Annotated in this window: 14 protein-coding genes; 8 read left to right on the top strand and 6 right to left on the bottom strand. The window is 72.0% G+C overall.

Features of this window, described 5'->3' with window-relative positions; genetic code table 11:
- Window positions 1-211: 211 nt before the first annotated feature.
- Window positions 212-1,018, bottom strand: coding sequence for an enoyl-CoA hydratase/isomerase family protein (locus BMZ92_RS17350; protein WP_091508672.1), 807 nt, complete (start codon window positions 1,016-1,018; stop codon window positions 212-214).
- A gap of 59 nt (window positions 1,019-1,077) precedes the next feature.
- Between BMZ92_RS17350 and BMZ92_RS17345 the strand changes: the two genes are divergently transcribed.
- Entirely contained in the window at window positions 1,078-1,743 is a 666-nt protein-coding gene (locus tag BMZ92_RS17345) for a TetR/AcrR family transcriptional regulator (RefSeq protein ID WP_177228742.1), read from the top strand.
- A 5-nt stretch (window positions 1,744-1,748) separates the two neighbouring features.
- Here the strand turns inward: BMZ92_RS17345 and BMZ92_RS17340 are convergent, their stop codons facing one another.
- Window positions 1,749-3,182 (bottom strand): DHA2 family efflux MFS transporter permease subunit, encoded by a 1,434-nt coding sequence (locus BMZ92_RS17340; protein ID WP_245783107.1) that lies wholly within the window; start codon window positions 3,180-3,182, stop codon window positions 1,749-1,751.
- Between the two features lie 95 nt (window positions 3,183-3,277).
- Here BMZ92_RS17340 and BMZ92_RS17335 point away from each other — a divergent pair, with 95 nt between their 5' ends.
- Window positions 3,278-4,009, top strand: coding sequence for a TetR/AcrR family transcriptional regulator (locus tag BMZ92_RS17335; RefSeq protein ID WP_091508666.1), 732 nt, complete (start codon window positions 3,278-3,280; stop codon window positions 4,007-4,009).
- Between the two features lie 28 nt (window positions 4,010-4,037).
- Here the strand turns inward: BMZ92_RS17335 and BMZ92_RS17330 are convergent, their stop codons facing one another.
- Complete coding sequence (locus BMZ92_RS17330; RefSeq protein WP_091508664.1) at window positions 4,038-4,748, bottom strand: DUF4097 family beta strand repeat-containing protein; 711 nt, start codon at window positions 4,746-4,748, stop codon at window positions 4,038-4,040.
- 151 nt (window positions 4,749-4,899) lie between these two features.
- On the opposite strand from BMZ92_RS17330, the gene BMZ92_RS17325 reads away from it, so the two are divergent.
- Both BMZ92_RS17325 and BMZ92_RS17320 read left to right on the top strand, forming a co-directional pair.
- Window positions 4,900-5,841, top strand: a complete 942-nt coding sequence (locus tag BMZ92_RS17325) for an ATP-binding cassette domain-containing protein (RefSeq protein ID WP_091508661.1) — start codon at window positions 4,900-4,902, stop codon at window positions 5,839-5,841.
- Window positions 5,838-6,581, top strand: coding sequence for an ABC transporter permease (locus BMZ92_RS17320; protein ID WP_091508659.1), 744 nt, complete (start codon window positions 5,838-5,840; stop codon window positions 6,579-6,581). Before BMZ92_RS17325 ends, BMZ92_RS17320 begins: the two co-directional genes overlap by 4 nt.
- On the opposite strand, the gene BMZ92_RS17315 is transcribed toward BMZ92_RS17320, so the two are convergent.
- Window positions 6,565-9,720: an AfsR/SARP family transcriptional regulator gene (locus BMZ92_RS17315; RefSeq protein WP_091508656.1), complete on the bottom strand. Its 3,156-nt coding sequence runs from the start codon at window positions 9,718-9,720 to the stop codon at window positions 6,565-6,567. The two genes, BMZ92_RS17320 and BMZ92_RS17315, sit on opposite strands and share 17 nt — an antisense overlap.
- Window positions 9,721-9,838: 118 nt before the next feature.
- Between BMZ92_RS17315 and BMZ92_RS17310 the strand changes: the two genes are divergently transcribed.
- The gene (locus BMZ92_RS17310) at window positions 9,839-11,053 is read left to right on the top strand and encodes a cytochrome P450 (protein WP_091508655.1); all 1,215 of its coding nucleotides are present in this window, start codon (window positions 9,839-9,841) and stop codon (window positions 11,051-11,053) included.
- A 24-nt stretch (window positions 11,054-11,077) separates the two neighbouring features.
- Here BMZ92_RS17310 and BMZ92_RS17305 read toward each other — a convergent pair whose 3' ends face one another.
- On the bottom strand, window positions 11,078-11,554 hold the full coding sequence (locus tag BMZ92_RS17305) for a winged helix-turn-helix transcriptional regulator (protein ID WP_091508905.1): 477 nt from the start codon (window positions 11,552-11,554) through the stop codon (window positions 11,078-11,080).
- Window positions 11,555-11,654: 100 nt separating this feature from the next.
- Here BMZ92_RS17305 and BMZ92_RS17300 point away from each other — a divergent pair, with 100 nt between their 5' ends.
- Entirely contained in the window at window positions 11,655-12,362 is a 708-nt protein-coding gene (locus tag BMZ92_RS17300) for an SDR family oxidoreductase (RefSeq protein WP_091508652.1), read from the top strand.
- 9 nt (window positions 12,363-12,371) lie between these two features.
- Here the strand turns inward: BMZ92_RS17300 and BMZ92_RS17295 are convergent, their stop codons facing one another.
- Window positions 12,372-13,217, bottom strand: a complete 846-nt coding sequence (locus BMZ92_RS17295) for an MmyB family transcriptional regulator (protein WP_091508651.1) — start codon at window positions 13,215-13,217, stop codon at window positions 12,372-12,374.
- A 93-nt stretch (window positions 13,218-13,310) separates the two neighbouring features.
- Here BMZ92_RS17295 and BMZ92_RS17290 point away from each other — a divergent pair, with 93 nt between their 5' ends.
- Window positions 13,311-13,538, top strand: coding sequence for a tautomerase family protein (locus BMZ92_RS17290; RefSeq protein ID WP_245783106.1), 228 nt, complete (start codon window positions 13,311-13,313; stop codon window positions 13,536-13,538).
- An 88-nt stretch (window positions 13,539-13,626) separates the two neighbouring features.
- Window positions 13,627-14,964: an NAD(P)/FAD-dependent oxidoreductase gene (locus BMZ92_RS17285; RefSeq protein WP_245783105.1), complete on the top strand. Its 1,338-nt coding sequence runs from the start codon at window positions 13,627-13,629 to the stop codon at window positions 14,962-14,964.
- Window positions 14,965-14,999: the final 35 nt, after the last annotated feature.

The raw sequence follows: 14,999 nt of genomic DNA, 5'->3' as shown, positions 1-14,999 counted from the left end.
GGGTGACCGATCGGTCAGTACCGTTGCACCATCTGTCACGCGAGCGGCGGGGTCAGGTAGGCCAGGGCCGGATGTCGACCAGGTCCTCGGCAAGGTCGGCGGCGCCATTGGGACCGGGATGCCGGCGACCATGCGGGTCCGGCTGGCGCCCGGCGTGGTCACCATGATGACGAGGTCCGTGCGCGACGTGCTCACCGTCTACAAAGGATGATCAACCCTTCCGCCGCTTCGTCGCCGCCAGGGCGGCGGCCATGGCGGCCTGCGCCGATCCGGTCAGCGCGCCGATCGTCTGTGCCCGGGCTTCCGCCTCGAGGTGGTCGCGCAGGGACGAGCCCACGCCGGCTTCGAGCAGTTCCTTGCTCACCCGCACCCCGTACGGCGGCTGCGCGGCCAGTTCCGTGGCGAACGCCGTCGCTGCGGCGAGCGGATCCTCGACGACCTCCGCGGCCAGCCCGCACGCGACCGCTTGCTCCGCGTCGAGCGTGCCCGCCGAGTAGAACAGGTGCGAGGCGCGACCGTGCCCGATGATGCGCGGCAGCAGCCACGAAAGCCCGAAGTCGCCGACCGTCATGCCCAGTCGCAGGAACGGGGCGGAGAACCGGGCATCGGGGGCGACGAAGCGGACGTCGGCCGCGGCGGCGAACGCGAACCCCGCTCCGACGGCGTGCCCCTGGACCGCGGCGACGACCGGCTGCGGGATCGTGCGCATCGCCAGCGTGACCGCCGCCCCCGCCGCCATGCCCGCCTGCATCGCCTCGACCGGGTCGTCGATCGCCGGGTCGGCGAGGCCCGCGTCGAGGTCGAGCCCCGCGCAGAACGCCCGCCCCTCACCGAAAAGCACCACCGCGCCGACGTCGCGCCGCTCGCCGAGGCCGAGCAGGGCGTCCCGCAGCTCGGCCAGCAGCCGGTGGGTGATCGCGTTCAGCCGCTCCGGTCTGGTCAGCGTCACCTGCCCCACGCCGTCGCGTACCTCCGTCCGGACCGTGCTGCCGGACCCCTGCGCCTCCACCGTCGTCATGTCCTGCTTTATAACAGCCGGCATAGAGTCGGTGGGGTTGTCGGCCTAGGATGACGCACGTGAGTTCTCCAGGGCGGCGCCGCATTGACGAGATCGGCGACGAGAGTCGCCGGCGCATCCTCGACGCGGCGGAGGAGCTGTTCGCCGAGCGCGGCTTCGACCGCACGTCGTTCGTGGACATCGCCGAGCGGTCCGGGATCAGCCGGGGCAGCATCCCGTGGCACTTCAAGAACAAGGACGGCCTCCTGATGGCCGTGCTCATGCGGGCGATCGACCGGTTCATGGGCTCGGAGCAGTACCGGACCCTGCCCTCGCTGGCCAAGCTGCTGGCCGACTACGCCGCCTGGGTGCGCAGTGGCAACTCCGCGCTGATGTTCATGGTGCTCACCGAGGCCATGAGCAGCACCGGCGGGGTGCACGACCAGTACCTGGAGTTCCTCAGGGACCGTCGCGACGGCGTGGAGCTGTGGCTGCGGGCGCAGCGCCCGGAGGGCGCCGACCCGGACGTCGCCGCGGCGCAGGAGCGGGCGACCGCGGTCGCGCTCAACGGGGCCGCGATCGGGATCCACCTGCAGGCCCTCATCGACCCCGAGGGGGTCGACCTCGAAGCGTCGCTGCAGTCGCTGGCCGCGCTGGTCGACAAGAACCTCCCCGACGTGTGGGCCACCCCGCCCGCCAAGACGACGCGCCGCAAGACCACGGCCAAGCGCAAGCGCACGGGCTGAACCGCTCAGCCGTGGGTCTGCTGCGCGTGCCTGGGCAGTAGCCCCACCAGCAGCAGCGTGAGGACGTTCAGGCCGGCGGTGATGCCGAAGACCAGTTCGGCGGCCGCGAAGGACGAGTGCCCCGCCTTGGCGAAGAACACCGTGCCGAGCGCGGCGACACCCAGCGCCCCGGCGAACTGCTGCACGGCGTTGAGCAGGCCCGCGCCTGTGCCGACCTCCTCGGTGGTGGCGTCGCCGAGGATGAAGTCGACCAGCGGGACGAAGACCAGCCCCGAACCGAACCCGGTGAGCAGCAACGCGGGCGCCAGCTTCGCGACGGTCACGTCGGCGCCCCAGTGGGCGGTGGACCACCACAGGCCCAGCAGGCCCACGACGGCGATGCCCAGCCCCAGGTGCAGGCTCGCGCGGCCCAGTTTCTCGGCGAGCACGGCGCCGGAGAGCAGGACCGCGACGGCGGTGCCGAGCGCCCAGGGGATCAGCGCAAGACCCGTCCGCAGCGGGTCCCAGCCCAGGCCCGTCTGCAGCAGCAGGTTGATGACCAGGACGAACGCGCTCAGCGAGGCGTAGAACCCGGCCACGACCGCCAGCCCGACGACGAAGCTGCGCTTGCGGAACAGCGACGGCGTGATGACCGGGTGGCCGCTGCGCCGTTCGGAGACCACGAACAGCGCGAACACGACGACCGCGGCGCCCATCATCACGTACGTCCACGCGGGCCAGCCGAGTTCACGGCCCTGGATGAGCGGGACGATGAGCAGGGCCGAGGCGGCGGTGAGCAGGCCGACGCCGGTGAGGTCGAGGCGGGCGGACGGGTCCTCGCCGCCACGCCGGGGCAGCACGCGCCACGCGAGTGCGGCGGCGAGCACGCCGACCGGGACGTTGATCAGGAAGATGGCGCGCCACTGGCTGCCGAACAGGTCGAGGTGGAGCAGCCAGCCCGCCAGCACCGGGCCTGCCACGGTCGCCACGCCCATCAGCGGGCCGATCGGCATCAGCGCCCTGCGCAGGTGCTGGGGCGGGAACACGACCTTCATCAGGGCCAGCCCCTGCGGGATCATGACCGATCCGAACAGGCCCTGGAGCGTGCGGGCGACGATCAGGAACACGGCGTCGGGAGCGAGGCCGCACGCCAGCGAGGTCAGCGTGAAGCCGGTCATGCCGAGCAGGAACAGCCGCCGCCGGCCGAGCAGGTCCCCGAGCCGTCCCGAGGTGACGAGGCCGAGTGCGAAGGCGGCGGTGTAGGCGGACAGCACCCACTGCACGGTGACCTGGCCGCCGCCGAGGTCGGCGCGGATGGAGGGGCCCGCGAGGTTGGCGATGCTGGAGTCGACGAGGTCCATGAGGTCGGCGAGGAACACGACGACGAGGACGAGCCATGCGGTGCGCAGCGGCAGGGTGAGCGAGGGGGGTGCGCCGGAGGTGCGCTGGTCAGTAGTCACGAACACCGTTCTACATCAGAACAGTGTTCGCGACAAGGCGAACGGCGTTCGAAGTGTGCGGGAACACTGTTCGTAGGCTGGGTTAGACTGCCCGCATGTCACCGACTCCACGGCAACGGCGCGCGGCGCGGCACCAGCTGGCCACGGACGTCCCGGCGGGCCGCCGTGGCTCGTCCGGCGGGCGCAAACAGCCGATCACGGTCGACGCGATCATCGACACCGCGTTCGGCATCGTGGCGCGGGAGGGGTACGGGGCACTGACGATGCGCCGCGTGGCCACGGCGCTGGAGACCGGGCCCTCGTCGCTCTACGCGCACGTGGTCAACAAGGAGGACCTCGACGAGCTGCTCATCGGCAGGCTCTGCGCCGAGATCACCCTCCCGGAGCCGGACCCGGCCCGGTGGCGCGAGCAGCTCGTCGACGTCTGCGCGCAGCTGCGTGACCAGTACCTGCGCTACCCGGGGATCTCGCAGGCCGCGTTCGCCGCCGCACCGTCCAATTTGGACACCCTGCGCGTGAGCGAGGGGATGCTCGGCATCGTGCTCGCGGGCGGCGTCGACCCGCAGGTCGCCGCCTGGGCGATCGACTCGCTGATGCTCTACGTCAACGCCTACAGCCTCGAGGTGTCGCTGGTGAACACGCGCATCGACCGCAGCGACGACACGTGGGTCGTCAGCCGCGAGGAGCTGCTGCGCCGGTTCGCCGCACTGCCCGACACGTTCCCCCACACCAAGCGCCACGCCGCCGAGCTCACCGCCGGAACGGGGCACGACCGTTTCGACTTCACCCTGAACCTCATGCTGGACGGGCTGACGCGCACGCGGTAGGGCCCGGCCGGGCCCACCGCGCGCTGGTTCAGACCGCCGCGGGGTGGATGACGATGTCGTCGAGCCGCGTGCGGGCGTGGACCTGGACGGCGGCGTCGTCCCGCGCGGGCACGGAACTGCGCACGGATCCCTTGGTGCTGTTGGCGTCCACGCGGGCGGCGCCGTCGCCGATGCCGACGTCGATCCCGCCGGAGGCGTTGGCCAGCTCCGCCCGGCCCCGCGTCATCCGGCCGATCCGGATGGGACAGTCACTCACCTTGACGACCACGTCGCCATCGACCCGGTCGAGGTCGACACTTCCCGATGAGCCGAGGATCTCGACGTCCGACGAAGCCTGCCCGACCGAGATCCGCGAGCTGCCGAACTGCCCGCGCAGCGCGCCGACCTGGTCGAGCCGGACCTCGCTCGACGCCGCGTCCAGCGCGCAGTCGCCGAACCGGCCTTCCGCGTGCACGCCGGTCCGCGCGGTGCTCAGCACCAGCGTGGAGCCGGCGGGCAGCGCGATCGTGATGTCGACTGATCCGATCCGCTGACCCGATTTCGTCGTCTTGACCGACAGGGCGCCGTCGGCGAACTCGACCTTGACGCGCTCGGCGACCTTCACGTCGGCGTTGTTCGTGCGGTCACCCGGCTCGACGAGCACGACGGTGTCCTGGCGCTCGCCCGCGGTGACCCGCACCCGGGCTCCGGCGGTGGTCACGGTGGCCTTGATCGGCTGCGGAGTGGTGAAGACGGTCATGGTCGATCTCCCTCTGTGGTGTGTCCGGTGTTCGTGGCACCACAGTCGCCCGCCGGTCTGACACGGACCTGTCACGGGACCGACGCTCCGGCGCCACCCCGCGTCAGACGGGTGTCAGGTGCGTGTCAGCACCCCCGATGACAGTGGCGGCATGACGAAAACAGCGATAGCGGCCTCCGGGTTGCGGAAGGCCTACCAGGACAAGGTCGTCCTCGACGGCATCGACCTCAGCGTCGAGGCGGGCACCGTGTTCTCCCTGCTCGGTCCCAACGGTGCGGGCAAGACCACGACGGTCAACATCCTGACCACCCTCGTCAAGGCCGACGCCGGGACGGTGCACGTCGCCGGGCACGACATCGCGACCGACGCCAGGGCGGTGCGGGCGGCGATCGGCGTCACCGGGCAGTTCGCCGCGGTCGACGAACTGCTGACCGGGCAGGAGAACCTCCAGCTGATGGTGGACTTGAACCGGGCGGTCACGAGCGGTGGCGACCGGATCGTCGCCGGGTTGCTGGAGCGCTTCGACCTCACCGAAGCGGCGCAGAAGCCGGCGGCGAGCTACTCCGGCGGTATGCGCCGGAAGCTCGACCTCGCGATGACGCTCGTCGGGAACCCGCGGATCATCTTCCTCGACGAGCCGACGACGGGGCTGGACCCGCGCAGCCGCCGTACGATGTGGACGATCATCCGCGAGCTGGTGGCCGACGGTGTGACCATCTTCCTCACCACCCAGTACCTCGACGAGGCCGACCAGCTCGCCGACCGGATCGCCGTGCTCGACCAGGGCCGCCTGGTCGCCCAGGGCACCCCCGATGAGCTCAAGCGCCAGATCCCCGGCACCCACGTCCGGCTCCGGTTCGGCACCGCCGCCGAACTCGACGCCGCCGCGCGGATCCTCCCCGAGTCCACAAGGGACGAGGAAGCGCTTTCCCTGCGCGTGCCCAGCGACGGTGGCACGAAGTCGTTGCGGGCACTGCTCGACCGGCTCGACGAGTACGCGGTCGCCGCCGAGGAGCTCTCCGTCCACACCCCCGATCTCGACGACGTCTTCCTCGCCCTCAAGGGCCACGCCACGGAGGTGGTTTCGCGATGAAATCCCAGTCGGCCGTCATGTTGCGGCGCAACCTCAAGCACGTCGCCAGGAACCCGACCTCGGTGTTCAACGGCGTGCTGATGCCCATCGTGCTCATGTTCATGTTCGTCTACGTCATCGGCGACGCGTTCAGCGTCGGGGTCGACTACGTCGACTACGCCACGCCGGGGCTGATGCTGCTGGCCGTCTGCTACGGGCTCGGCGCCACCGCGATCTCGGTCAACTCCGACGCGACGAAGGGCATCATCAACCGCTTCAAGGCCATGGACGTCTCCCGCGGCGCGGTGCTGACCGGGCACGTGGTCACCAGCGTGCTGACCAACCTGCTCGCCATCGCGGCCCTCGTCGGGGTCGCCTTCCTGCTGGGTTTCCGCCCGTCAGCCGGTTTCCTCGGCTGGCTCGGCGCGGTCGGGCTCGTGGTTCTGCTCGCCACCGCGGCGGCCTGGCTCACGGTCGCGCTGGGACTGGCGGCGAAGTCCCCGGAGACCGCGGGCATGGCGTCGCTGCCGCTGGTCATGCTGCCGTTCTTCAGCAGCGCGATCGTGCCGGCGGACAAGATGGGGCAGGGCATCCGGCAGTTCGCCGAGTACCAGCCCTTCACGCCGATCATCGAAACCCTGCGCGGGCTGCTGACGGGCACGCCGCAGACGGGCCAGGCGATCGCCGCCGTCGCGTGGTGCGCCGGAATCGGTCTCGTCGGCTACCTGTGGGCCCGTGCGACGTTCAGCAAGCGAGCGTGACCGCGGCCAGCTCGCGCCAGTCCGCCCGCGTTCCCTCGTCCGTCGCCTCGGTGAACTTCGTGTCACCGAGGCGACTTCGCGTGGTCCGCTCGATCCTGACGGCGTCGGGGTGGGACCGGTCGGGCAGCCCGCGCACGGCGGTGCTCGCCGCGAGCAGGCGCGCGGCCTGCTCGTCCTGCCCGCTGCGCAGCGCCAGGTCCGCGATCCCGACGAGCACCTGGGCGACCATGAGCGGGTGTCCCGCCTGGGACGCGGCTTCGAACGCCTTCGCGCGGTGTTCGCGGGACTTGTCGAGCTCCTCGGCGAGGTAGCCGAGCAGGTCGTGCCGCATCGCGCGGACGTGCGCCCGCCCGGCGGCTTCGCCCATCGCCGTCGTCGCGACGTCGAGCTGCCGCCGCGCCTGTTCGGCGTCACCGCGCCAGCGCGCCAGCTCCGCCTTCGCCAGCGCCAGCTCGGAAAGCGACTCCGGCCACGCGAGGTGTTCCGCGTACCGCTGCGCCTCCGCCAGCGCGGTCGCGCTCGACTCCTCGTCGCCCGACAGCCAGTACAACTGGGCCTGCCTCGACCGCAGCCGCACGACGTCCTCGACGGCGCCGACCTCCGTGACGACCGTGACCGCCTGCCCGTAGTACTCGACGGCGGCGGCGAACTCCCCGCGGACGGCGACCCGTTCCGCCAGCTCCGTCAGCGCGAACGAGATGCCCCACCGCTCGCCGAGCGCGCGGAACTCCGCGAGCGCCGCTTCGAGGTGCTCGTCCGCGTCCCGGCCACCGTGGCCGAGCTGGATCCGCATCTTGCCGAGCTGCAGCCGGGCGAGGGCGCGCACCCACGGGTCCTCGTCGTCGACGAGCGGTTCGAACGCGGCCAGGTACTCGTCCGGCCCGTTCAGCAGCCGTTCCAGCGCGGCGGACATCTTCACCGCCGGGTGCGGGTTCGCCACGCGGCGGCCGATCTCGTAGGCCTTGTGGATCCAGTCCACGGCGTTGTACTGGTCGCTGCCCCGCCCGGAGGTCATGAACCCCGTGACGAACCCGTACACCACGCCACGGATCTCGTCGGCGACTTCGCCCGGCAACGCGGCGGCGGCCAGGATCAGCTCACTGCCCTCGGCCTTGTGCCCGGCGAGCCACCAGTACCACCCCGCGGCCGCGGCCAGCCGCATCGCCCCGGCCGCTTCGCCCGCCGCGAGCGCGCCCCGCGCCGCGGCCGCGATGTTGTCGTGCTCGGCTTCGAGGATCGCGAGCCATTCCCGTTGCCGCGCACGGCGGAGGTGCGGCTCCGCGGTTTCGGCGAGCCGGGTGAAGTACGCGAGGTGCGCGAGGCGGGTGGACTCCGTTTCCCCCGCCTCCGCGAGGCGCTGCTGCGCGTACTCCTTGATCGTGCCGAGCATCCGGTAGCGCGGCGCCTCCTCGCCGCCGCTGACCACGAGCGACTTCTCGGTCAGCGCGGTGAGCAGTTCGAGCACCTGCCACGACTCGACCTCGTCGCCCGCGCAGACGTGCTCGGCCGCTTCCAGGCTCGCCCCGCCGGAGAACACCGAAAGCCGGCGCAGGACGACGCGTTCGGCTTCGCTGAGCAGTTCCCAGCTCCAGTCGATCACCGCGCGCAGCGTGCGGTGCCGCGGCAACGCCGTCCTGCTGCCGCCGGTGAGCAGGCGGAAACGGTCGTCGAGGCGGTGGGCGAGCTGGTCGAGCGACATGGTGCGCAACCGGGCCGCGGCGAGTTCGACCGCCAGCGGCATCCCGTCCAGCGCCCGGCAGACGCGGGCCAGCGTCGGCAACGCGGCGGCGTCGTCCGCGAGGTCCTTGCGCACCGCGGCGGCCCGGTCCCGCAGCGGCCGGACCGCCGGGGCCGCCTCGATCTCGCGGGGGTCGGCGCCTTCCGGGGGCAGCGCCAGTGGCGCGACCGGCCACAGCGCTTCACCGGTGATGCCCAGTGGTTCCCTGCTCGTCGCGAGTATCCGCAGCCGGCGGCATTCGCCGAGCACGCGGTGCGCGAACGTCGCGGCGGAGGCGATCACGTGCTCGCAGTTGTCCAGCACCAGCACCATCGTCCGGTCGCGGATCGCCGCGATGACCCGGTCCGTGGGCTCGGCGTCCGACGCTTCGCCGAGCAGCGCGTCCCGCAGCCCGAGCGCGGCGAGCGTGGCCTGTGCGACGTCGTTGCCGCTGCCGTCCCCGTCGGCGACCAGTGGCGCGAGCTCCACGAGCCACGCGCCCTCCGGCAGGTCGCCGAACAGGGTGCGCGCGGTTTCCGCCGCCAGCCTCGTCTTCCCGGAACCGCCCGGCCCGATCAGCGTCGTGAGCCGGTGTTCGGCGACGAGCTCGCGGACCGCCGTCACGTCGCCGTCCTTGCCCACGTAACTGGTCAGCTCGGCGCGCAGGTTGGTCTTGCGGTTGTCCTCCCGGCGCCCCAGCTCGCCCCGCAGCAACGCGACGTGCAGCGCCGACAGCTCGGGGGAGGGGTCGACGCCCAGGGTGTCGGCCAGTGCCTCCCGGGTGCGCTCGTACACCAGCAGCGCGTCGGTGTCACGGCCGGTCGCGACGAGCGCCCGCATCAACGCGGCGACGAGCCGCTCCCGCACCGGGTGCGCGGCCACCAGGTCGGTCAGTTCCGTGACCAGTTCCGCACCGTTGCCGAGGCTGAGCTCCGCGTCGAAGCGGTCCTCCATCGCCGTCAGGCGCAACGCTTCGAGCCGGGTGGCGGCCGCGTCGAACGCCCCGCTCTCCTGCAACCCGACGTCCTGCATCGCGGCACCGCGCCACAATGCGAGCGCCTCGCGCAGCCGCCGGACCACCTGCGGGTCCTCACCGTCGCGGGTCCGGGTGAGGAGGCGTTCGAACCGCACGGCGTCGACGGAGTCCGGGTCGATCTTGAGCCGGTAGCCGTCGGGCTGCCCTTCGACGGAGCCTTCCGGCAGTGCCTTGCGCAGCCGGGAAACCAGGCGCTGCAAGGCGTTCGCCGCTTCCGCCGGCGGCTGCTCGCCCCAGATCCAGTCGACGAGCGTCGCCTTGGGGACCGTGTGGCCGGGTTCCAGCGCGAGCGCGATCAGCAGGGCGCGCAGCCGGGCGCCCGGGACGTCGACCGGGGCGCCGTCGTCCGTGCGCACCTCGAACGGTCCCAGCAGGCGGATCTGCACCGTGCCGATTCTGCCATGGCCTGGACCAGCGGATCTGCCGGTGTCAGAGCCGTGTCCGCGCCGTGTCAGCGCGCCCGGCGACCGTGGTCACCACACCCACCACGGAAGGACGAACGCGATGAGTGCCATCCCCCACGGCCTGCCGATGCGGCGCGACGCCGGACCGTTCGCGCCGCCCAGCGAGATCACGCGACTGCGCGCGGAGCGTCCGGTCAGCCCGATGCTGTTCCCCGACGGCCACGAAGGCTGGCTCGTCACCGGGTACGAGGCGGTGCGGCAGATGATGGCGGACACCCGGTTCAGCTCGCGGCAGGACCTCGGCATCGTCCACGTGCCGTACGAGACGCCGGGTATGCCGGTGCAGACCGAGCCGTCCCCGCAGACGCCGGGCCTGTTCGTCGCGATGGACCCGCCGGACCACACCCGGTTGCGGCGCAAGCTCACCGGCGCCTTCACCGTGCGCCGGATGCAGCTGCTGGAGGAGCAGATCGTCGAGATCGTGGAGCGGCAGCTGGACCACCTGGCGAGCCTGACGCCGCCGGTGGACCTGGTGCAGGAGTTCGCGCTGCCGGTGCCGTCGCTGGTGATCTGCGAGCTGCTCGGCGTCCCGTACGAGGACCGGGCGACGTTCCAGGTCAACTCGGCGAAGTTCCTGGAGAAGGACATCACGCTGGAGGAGAAGATCGGCGCGTACGGCGCGATGAGCGGCTACCTCGCGGAACTGGTGACGCGCAAGCGTGCTGAGCCGGGCGAGGACATCCTGTCCGACCTGGCGCGCCAGGACGACCTCGGCATCGAGGAGCTGACGGGCATCGCGTTCCTGCTGCTGCTCGCCGGCCACGAGACGACGGCGAACACGCTGGCGCTGGGCACGTTCGCGCTGCTGGAAAACCCGGCGCAGCTGGCCGAACTGCGCGCCGACCCGGAGCTGATGCCGAACGCGGTCGAGGAGCTCATGCGGTACCTGTCGGTCGCGGACATCTTCTACCGCTACGCCTCGGAGGACCTCGAACTGGGCGGCGAGAAGATCGCCAAGGGCTCGACGGTCGTGGTGTCGCTGCTGGCCGCCAATCGGGATCCCGAGCGTTTCGAGCACCCGGACGAGCTCGACGTCCACCGGAAGGCGCGCGGTCACCTGTCCTTCGGGCACGGCGTCCACCAGTGCCTGGGCCAGCAACTCGCGAGGATCGAGATGCGCGCCGGTTTCGGTGGCCTGCTGCGGCGTTTCCCGTCGCTGGCCCTCGCGGTCCCCGCGGCGGAGGTGAGGCTGCGGACGGACATGAACATCTACGGGGTGCACGCACTGCCGGTCACGTGGACGGAGGTCCACTGAGGACGGTCGGCGGCGGCGACCCGCTCAGGCCGCTGGTTGCCGGCCGCCCCGGTACACCATCCGCACCGCCTCCAGCGGGACCGCGTGCCCGTCGGGGTCGGTGAAGGACACGTCGAGCCGGGCGCCGGTGCGGCGGTCGTGGCGGGTGAACGACGGGCCCGCCTGCCGCGGCAGGTGCCGGTCGCCCCACTGCTGCAGCGCGCCGAGCACCACCAGCGCGTCCCGGCCCGCGTCCGTCAGGTGGTACTCGTACCGCGTGCGGGCGCCTGCCTCGCGGTAGGGCCGCTTCTCCACGACGCCCGCCCCCACGAGCGTCGCCAGCCGCGTGGTCAGCAGGTTCGTCGCGATGCCCAGCCGCTGCTGGATGTCGGCGAAGCGCACGACACCCAGGTGCAGCTCCCGCAGGATCAGCGGCGTCCAGCGCTCCCCGAGCACGCTCACCGCGCGTTCGATCGAGCACGCCACCGACTCCGGCAGCGGCTCGAAACCCGTAGTCCGCATCGTTCCCGCCTCCTCGGCCACCAGGTTACCCCCTCTGGCTTGCGTTTCTCCAGTTACCAGGTTAACTTGAAAAACAAAAGTCAGATGGAGGGGAACGACCATGGACATCAAGGGCTCGGTCGCGCTGGTCACGGGCGCCAACCGCGGGCTGGGGCGGCAGTTCGCGGCCGCGCTGCTCGACCGCGGCGCCGCCAAGGTGTACGCCGCGGCGCGGAAACCGGAGAGCGTCGACCTGCCGGGGGTCGTCCCGCTGGCGCTCGACATCACCGACCCCGCGGCGGTGCGGGCCGCGGCGGAGCAGGCCGGGGACGTGCAGCTCCTGGTGAACAACGCCGGGGTCTCGACGGGCTCGTCCTTCCTCGGCGGCACGCTCGAAGCGCTCCACCTCGAGATGGAGACGCACTACTTCGGCACCCTCGCGATGGCCCGTGCCTTCGCGCCCGTGCTGGCCCGCAACGGTGGCGGGGCGATCCTCAACGTGCTGTCCATCCTGTCGTGGTTCACCACCGGCCCGCGGGCGGCCGGCTACTCGGCGGCGAAGGCCGCCGAGCTCCAGCTCACCAACGGGCTGCGCCTCGAACTGCAGGACCAGGGCACCCTCGTCACGGCCCTGCACGTCGGCTACATGGACACCGACATGGCCGCCCGCGTGGAGGGCCCGAAGGTGGACCCTGCCGACGTCGCCGCCCAGGCGCTCGACGGGATCGAGCAGGGGCGCCTCGAGGTGCTCGCGGACGAGCTGACCCGGCAGCTGCGGGCGAAGCTGTCCGGCGACCTCACCGGGATCTACCCACAGCTCGCGTCCTGAGCGGAGGCCTCAGCGCGTACTGCCCAGTTCCTGGCTGCCGACGACCTCCAGCAACCGCAACCGGTCGGCGGCGTCGGTACCCGCCCGCGGGACGAACCACAGCAGCCGCTGCCTGCCGTCCTCGCTGAGCAGGGTCAGGCAGTCGAGGTCGAGCACGCCGACCTCCGGATGCACGATCCGCTTGCTGTCCCGGCGCCGCACCGCGACATCGCCACGGGCCCACAGCTCCTCGAACTCGGTGCTGAGCCGCCGCAGCCGCGCCACCAGCTCCTCCGCGTGCCGGTCGCGGCCGCGGCGCCCGAGCGCGGCCCGCAGGTCCGCCGCGAAGGCCTCCGACTGGTGCTGGTGGTCCTCCGGCGGGTACACCGCCCTCGCCGCCGGATCGGTGAACCAGCGGTAGGCGAAGCTCGCCTCGAAGCCGCCCCCGCGCGGGTGCGCGCCCAGCAGCGCGACGGCGAGCGGGTTCTGCACGAGCGTCTCGTGCAGGTCGGTGATGATCTGCGCGGGCGTGCCGGTGAGGCGGCCGAGCAGGTCGAGCATCGCGGGCTGCACGTGGGCGAGGTGCCCGTGCGGCGGCGGCACGGGACGGCCGGCGAGGTGGAACAGGTGGGCCCGCTCGTCGCTGTCCAGCCGCAGCGCCCTGGCGAGCGCGGCCAGCATCTGCGCGGACGGCTGCGCGCCGCGGCCGCGTTCCAGCTCCGTGTAGTAGTCCACGGAGGCGCCAGCGAGGTTCGCGACCTCGTCGCGCCGCAGCCCCGGCACGCGGCGGCGGGGACCGCCGGGCAGGCCCACTTCATCCGGCCGGATGCGGGCCCGGCGGGAGCGCAGGAAGACGCCCAGCTCAGCGAGGTTCACCGGACCAGTATCCGCCAGGGCGCGCCGCCGAACCTGGGGACGGCAACCCCTGGCAGGCGCCGTCCGCGACGGGGAACCTGGAGGTCGCAACCGATGAGGGAAAGCGGGGAGAACATGCCGTTCGCCAATTTGAAGGTGCCGGAGGGACTGCTGTCCGCCGAGCAGAAGCAGGAGCTGGTCAGCCGCGTCACCGAGCTGTACGTTGAGACGTTCGGCGAGCGCGCCCGTGCGAACACGATGGTGCTCGTCGACGAGGTCGCCGAGGGTGGCTGGGGCATCGGTGGGCGGGTGCTGACCCGCGCGGTGCTGCAGGGCGGCTGAGCCGGCGACGTGTCGTGCTCCCCGGTCGCGGGTAGCCGGTCCTCGATGGAGCCGGAGCGACAGGGGAGCGACGACGATGGTGGATTCGGTGCGTGAGCGGACGCACGAGGTAGTGATCGTGGGCGCGGGGTTCGCCGGCGTGAGCGCCGCGAAGGAGCTGGCCGCGCACGGCGTGGACGTGCTGCTGCTCGACAAGAACAACTACCACCAGTTCCAGCCGCTGATCTACCAGGTGGCGACGGCCCAGCTGGCCAACCGCGACGTGGCACGGCCACTGCGGTCGATCTTCCGCCGCGACCGGTCGGTCCGGGTCACCACGGCCGAGGTCACCCGGATCGACCCGGCCACGCGGACCGTCACCACCGCGGACGGGCTGACCTTCCGCGGCCGCGTCCTCGTCATCGCCACCGGCGCGGAGGTCAACTTCTTCGGCATCCCCGGCGCCGCCGAGCACTCGTTCCCGCTGTACTCGCTCGACGACGCCACGCGGCTGCGGTCGCGGCAGCTCGGCGTGCTCGACGCCGCCGACCGCGACCCCCGCTACATCGAGCAGGGCGCGCTGAACGTCGTGGTCGTCGGCGGCGGGGCGACCGGGGTCGAGACCGCGGGCGCGGTGGCCGAGAGCATGCGCGAGGTGGTGCCCGCCTACCTGTCGAAGGACCTGGCGAAGGCGGGCAAGGTCTACCTCGTCGACATGCTGCCCGACATCCTGATGCCGTTCAGCGAGAGGTCCCGCAAGTACGCGGCGGAGCAGCTGCGCGCGGCCGGGGTGGAGATGAAGCTCGGCATCAGCGTGACGGAGGTCCGCAAGGACGGCGTGGTGCTCAAGGACGGCAGTTTCATCCCGTCTCGCACCGTCGTGTGGGCCGGTGGGCTCAAGGCGCGGGGGCTGCTCGGCGACGCGGGGCTGCCGCAGGGCAAGGGTGGCCGGATCGACGTGGCCGCCGACCTGACCGTGCCCGGGTTCGAGGGCGTGTACGCGCTGGGGGACTCGGCCAACATCACCGACGACGCCAACGGCAACAAGCTGCCGCAGCTCGGGGCGGTCGCGATGCAGTCGGGGGAGTGGGCCGCCCGCAACATCCTCGCCGACCTGCGTGGCGGGCAGCGCCGTCCGTTCGCCTACCGCGACAAGGGGATCATGGCGATGATCGGCCGCGGTTCGGCGATCGCCGAGCTGGGCAGCAAGCGGATGCACTTCGCCGGGCCGCTGGCGTTCCTGGCGTGGCTCGGCGTGCACGTGATCCTGCTGTCCGGCGTGCGGGAGAAGATCGGCGCGCTGGTGAGCTGGTTCTGGGACTACGGCACCCGGCGCCGCCCGCAGATCGTGGTCGACCGGCCCGAGGCCTACCGCATCGACTGGGGCGCCCACGAGGAGGACCGAAGCGACTCCGCCACCGGCGCGCGGAGCCACGCCTCGGCCTAGGCAACCACCCGCCGGACGGCGGTCCGGAGTTACGC

The sequence above is a fragment of the Amycolatopsis sacchari genome, from assembly GCF_900114035.1.
In the GTDB taxonomy this organism is placed as follows: domain Bacteria; phylum Actinomycetota; class Actinomycetes; order Mycobacteriales; family Pseudonocardiaceae; genus Amycolatopsis_E; species Amycolatopsis_E sacchari.
This window is presented reverse-complemented; position numbering and strand designations above follow the sequence as displayed.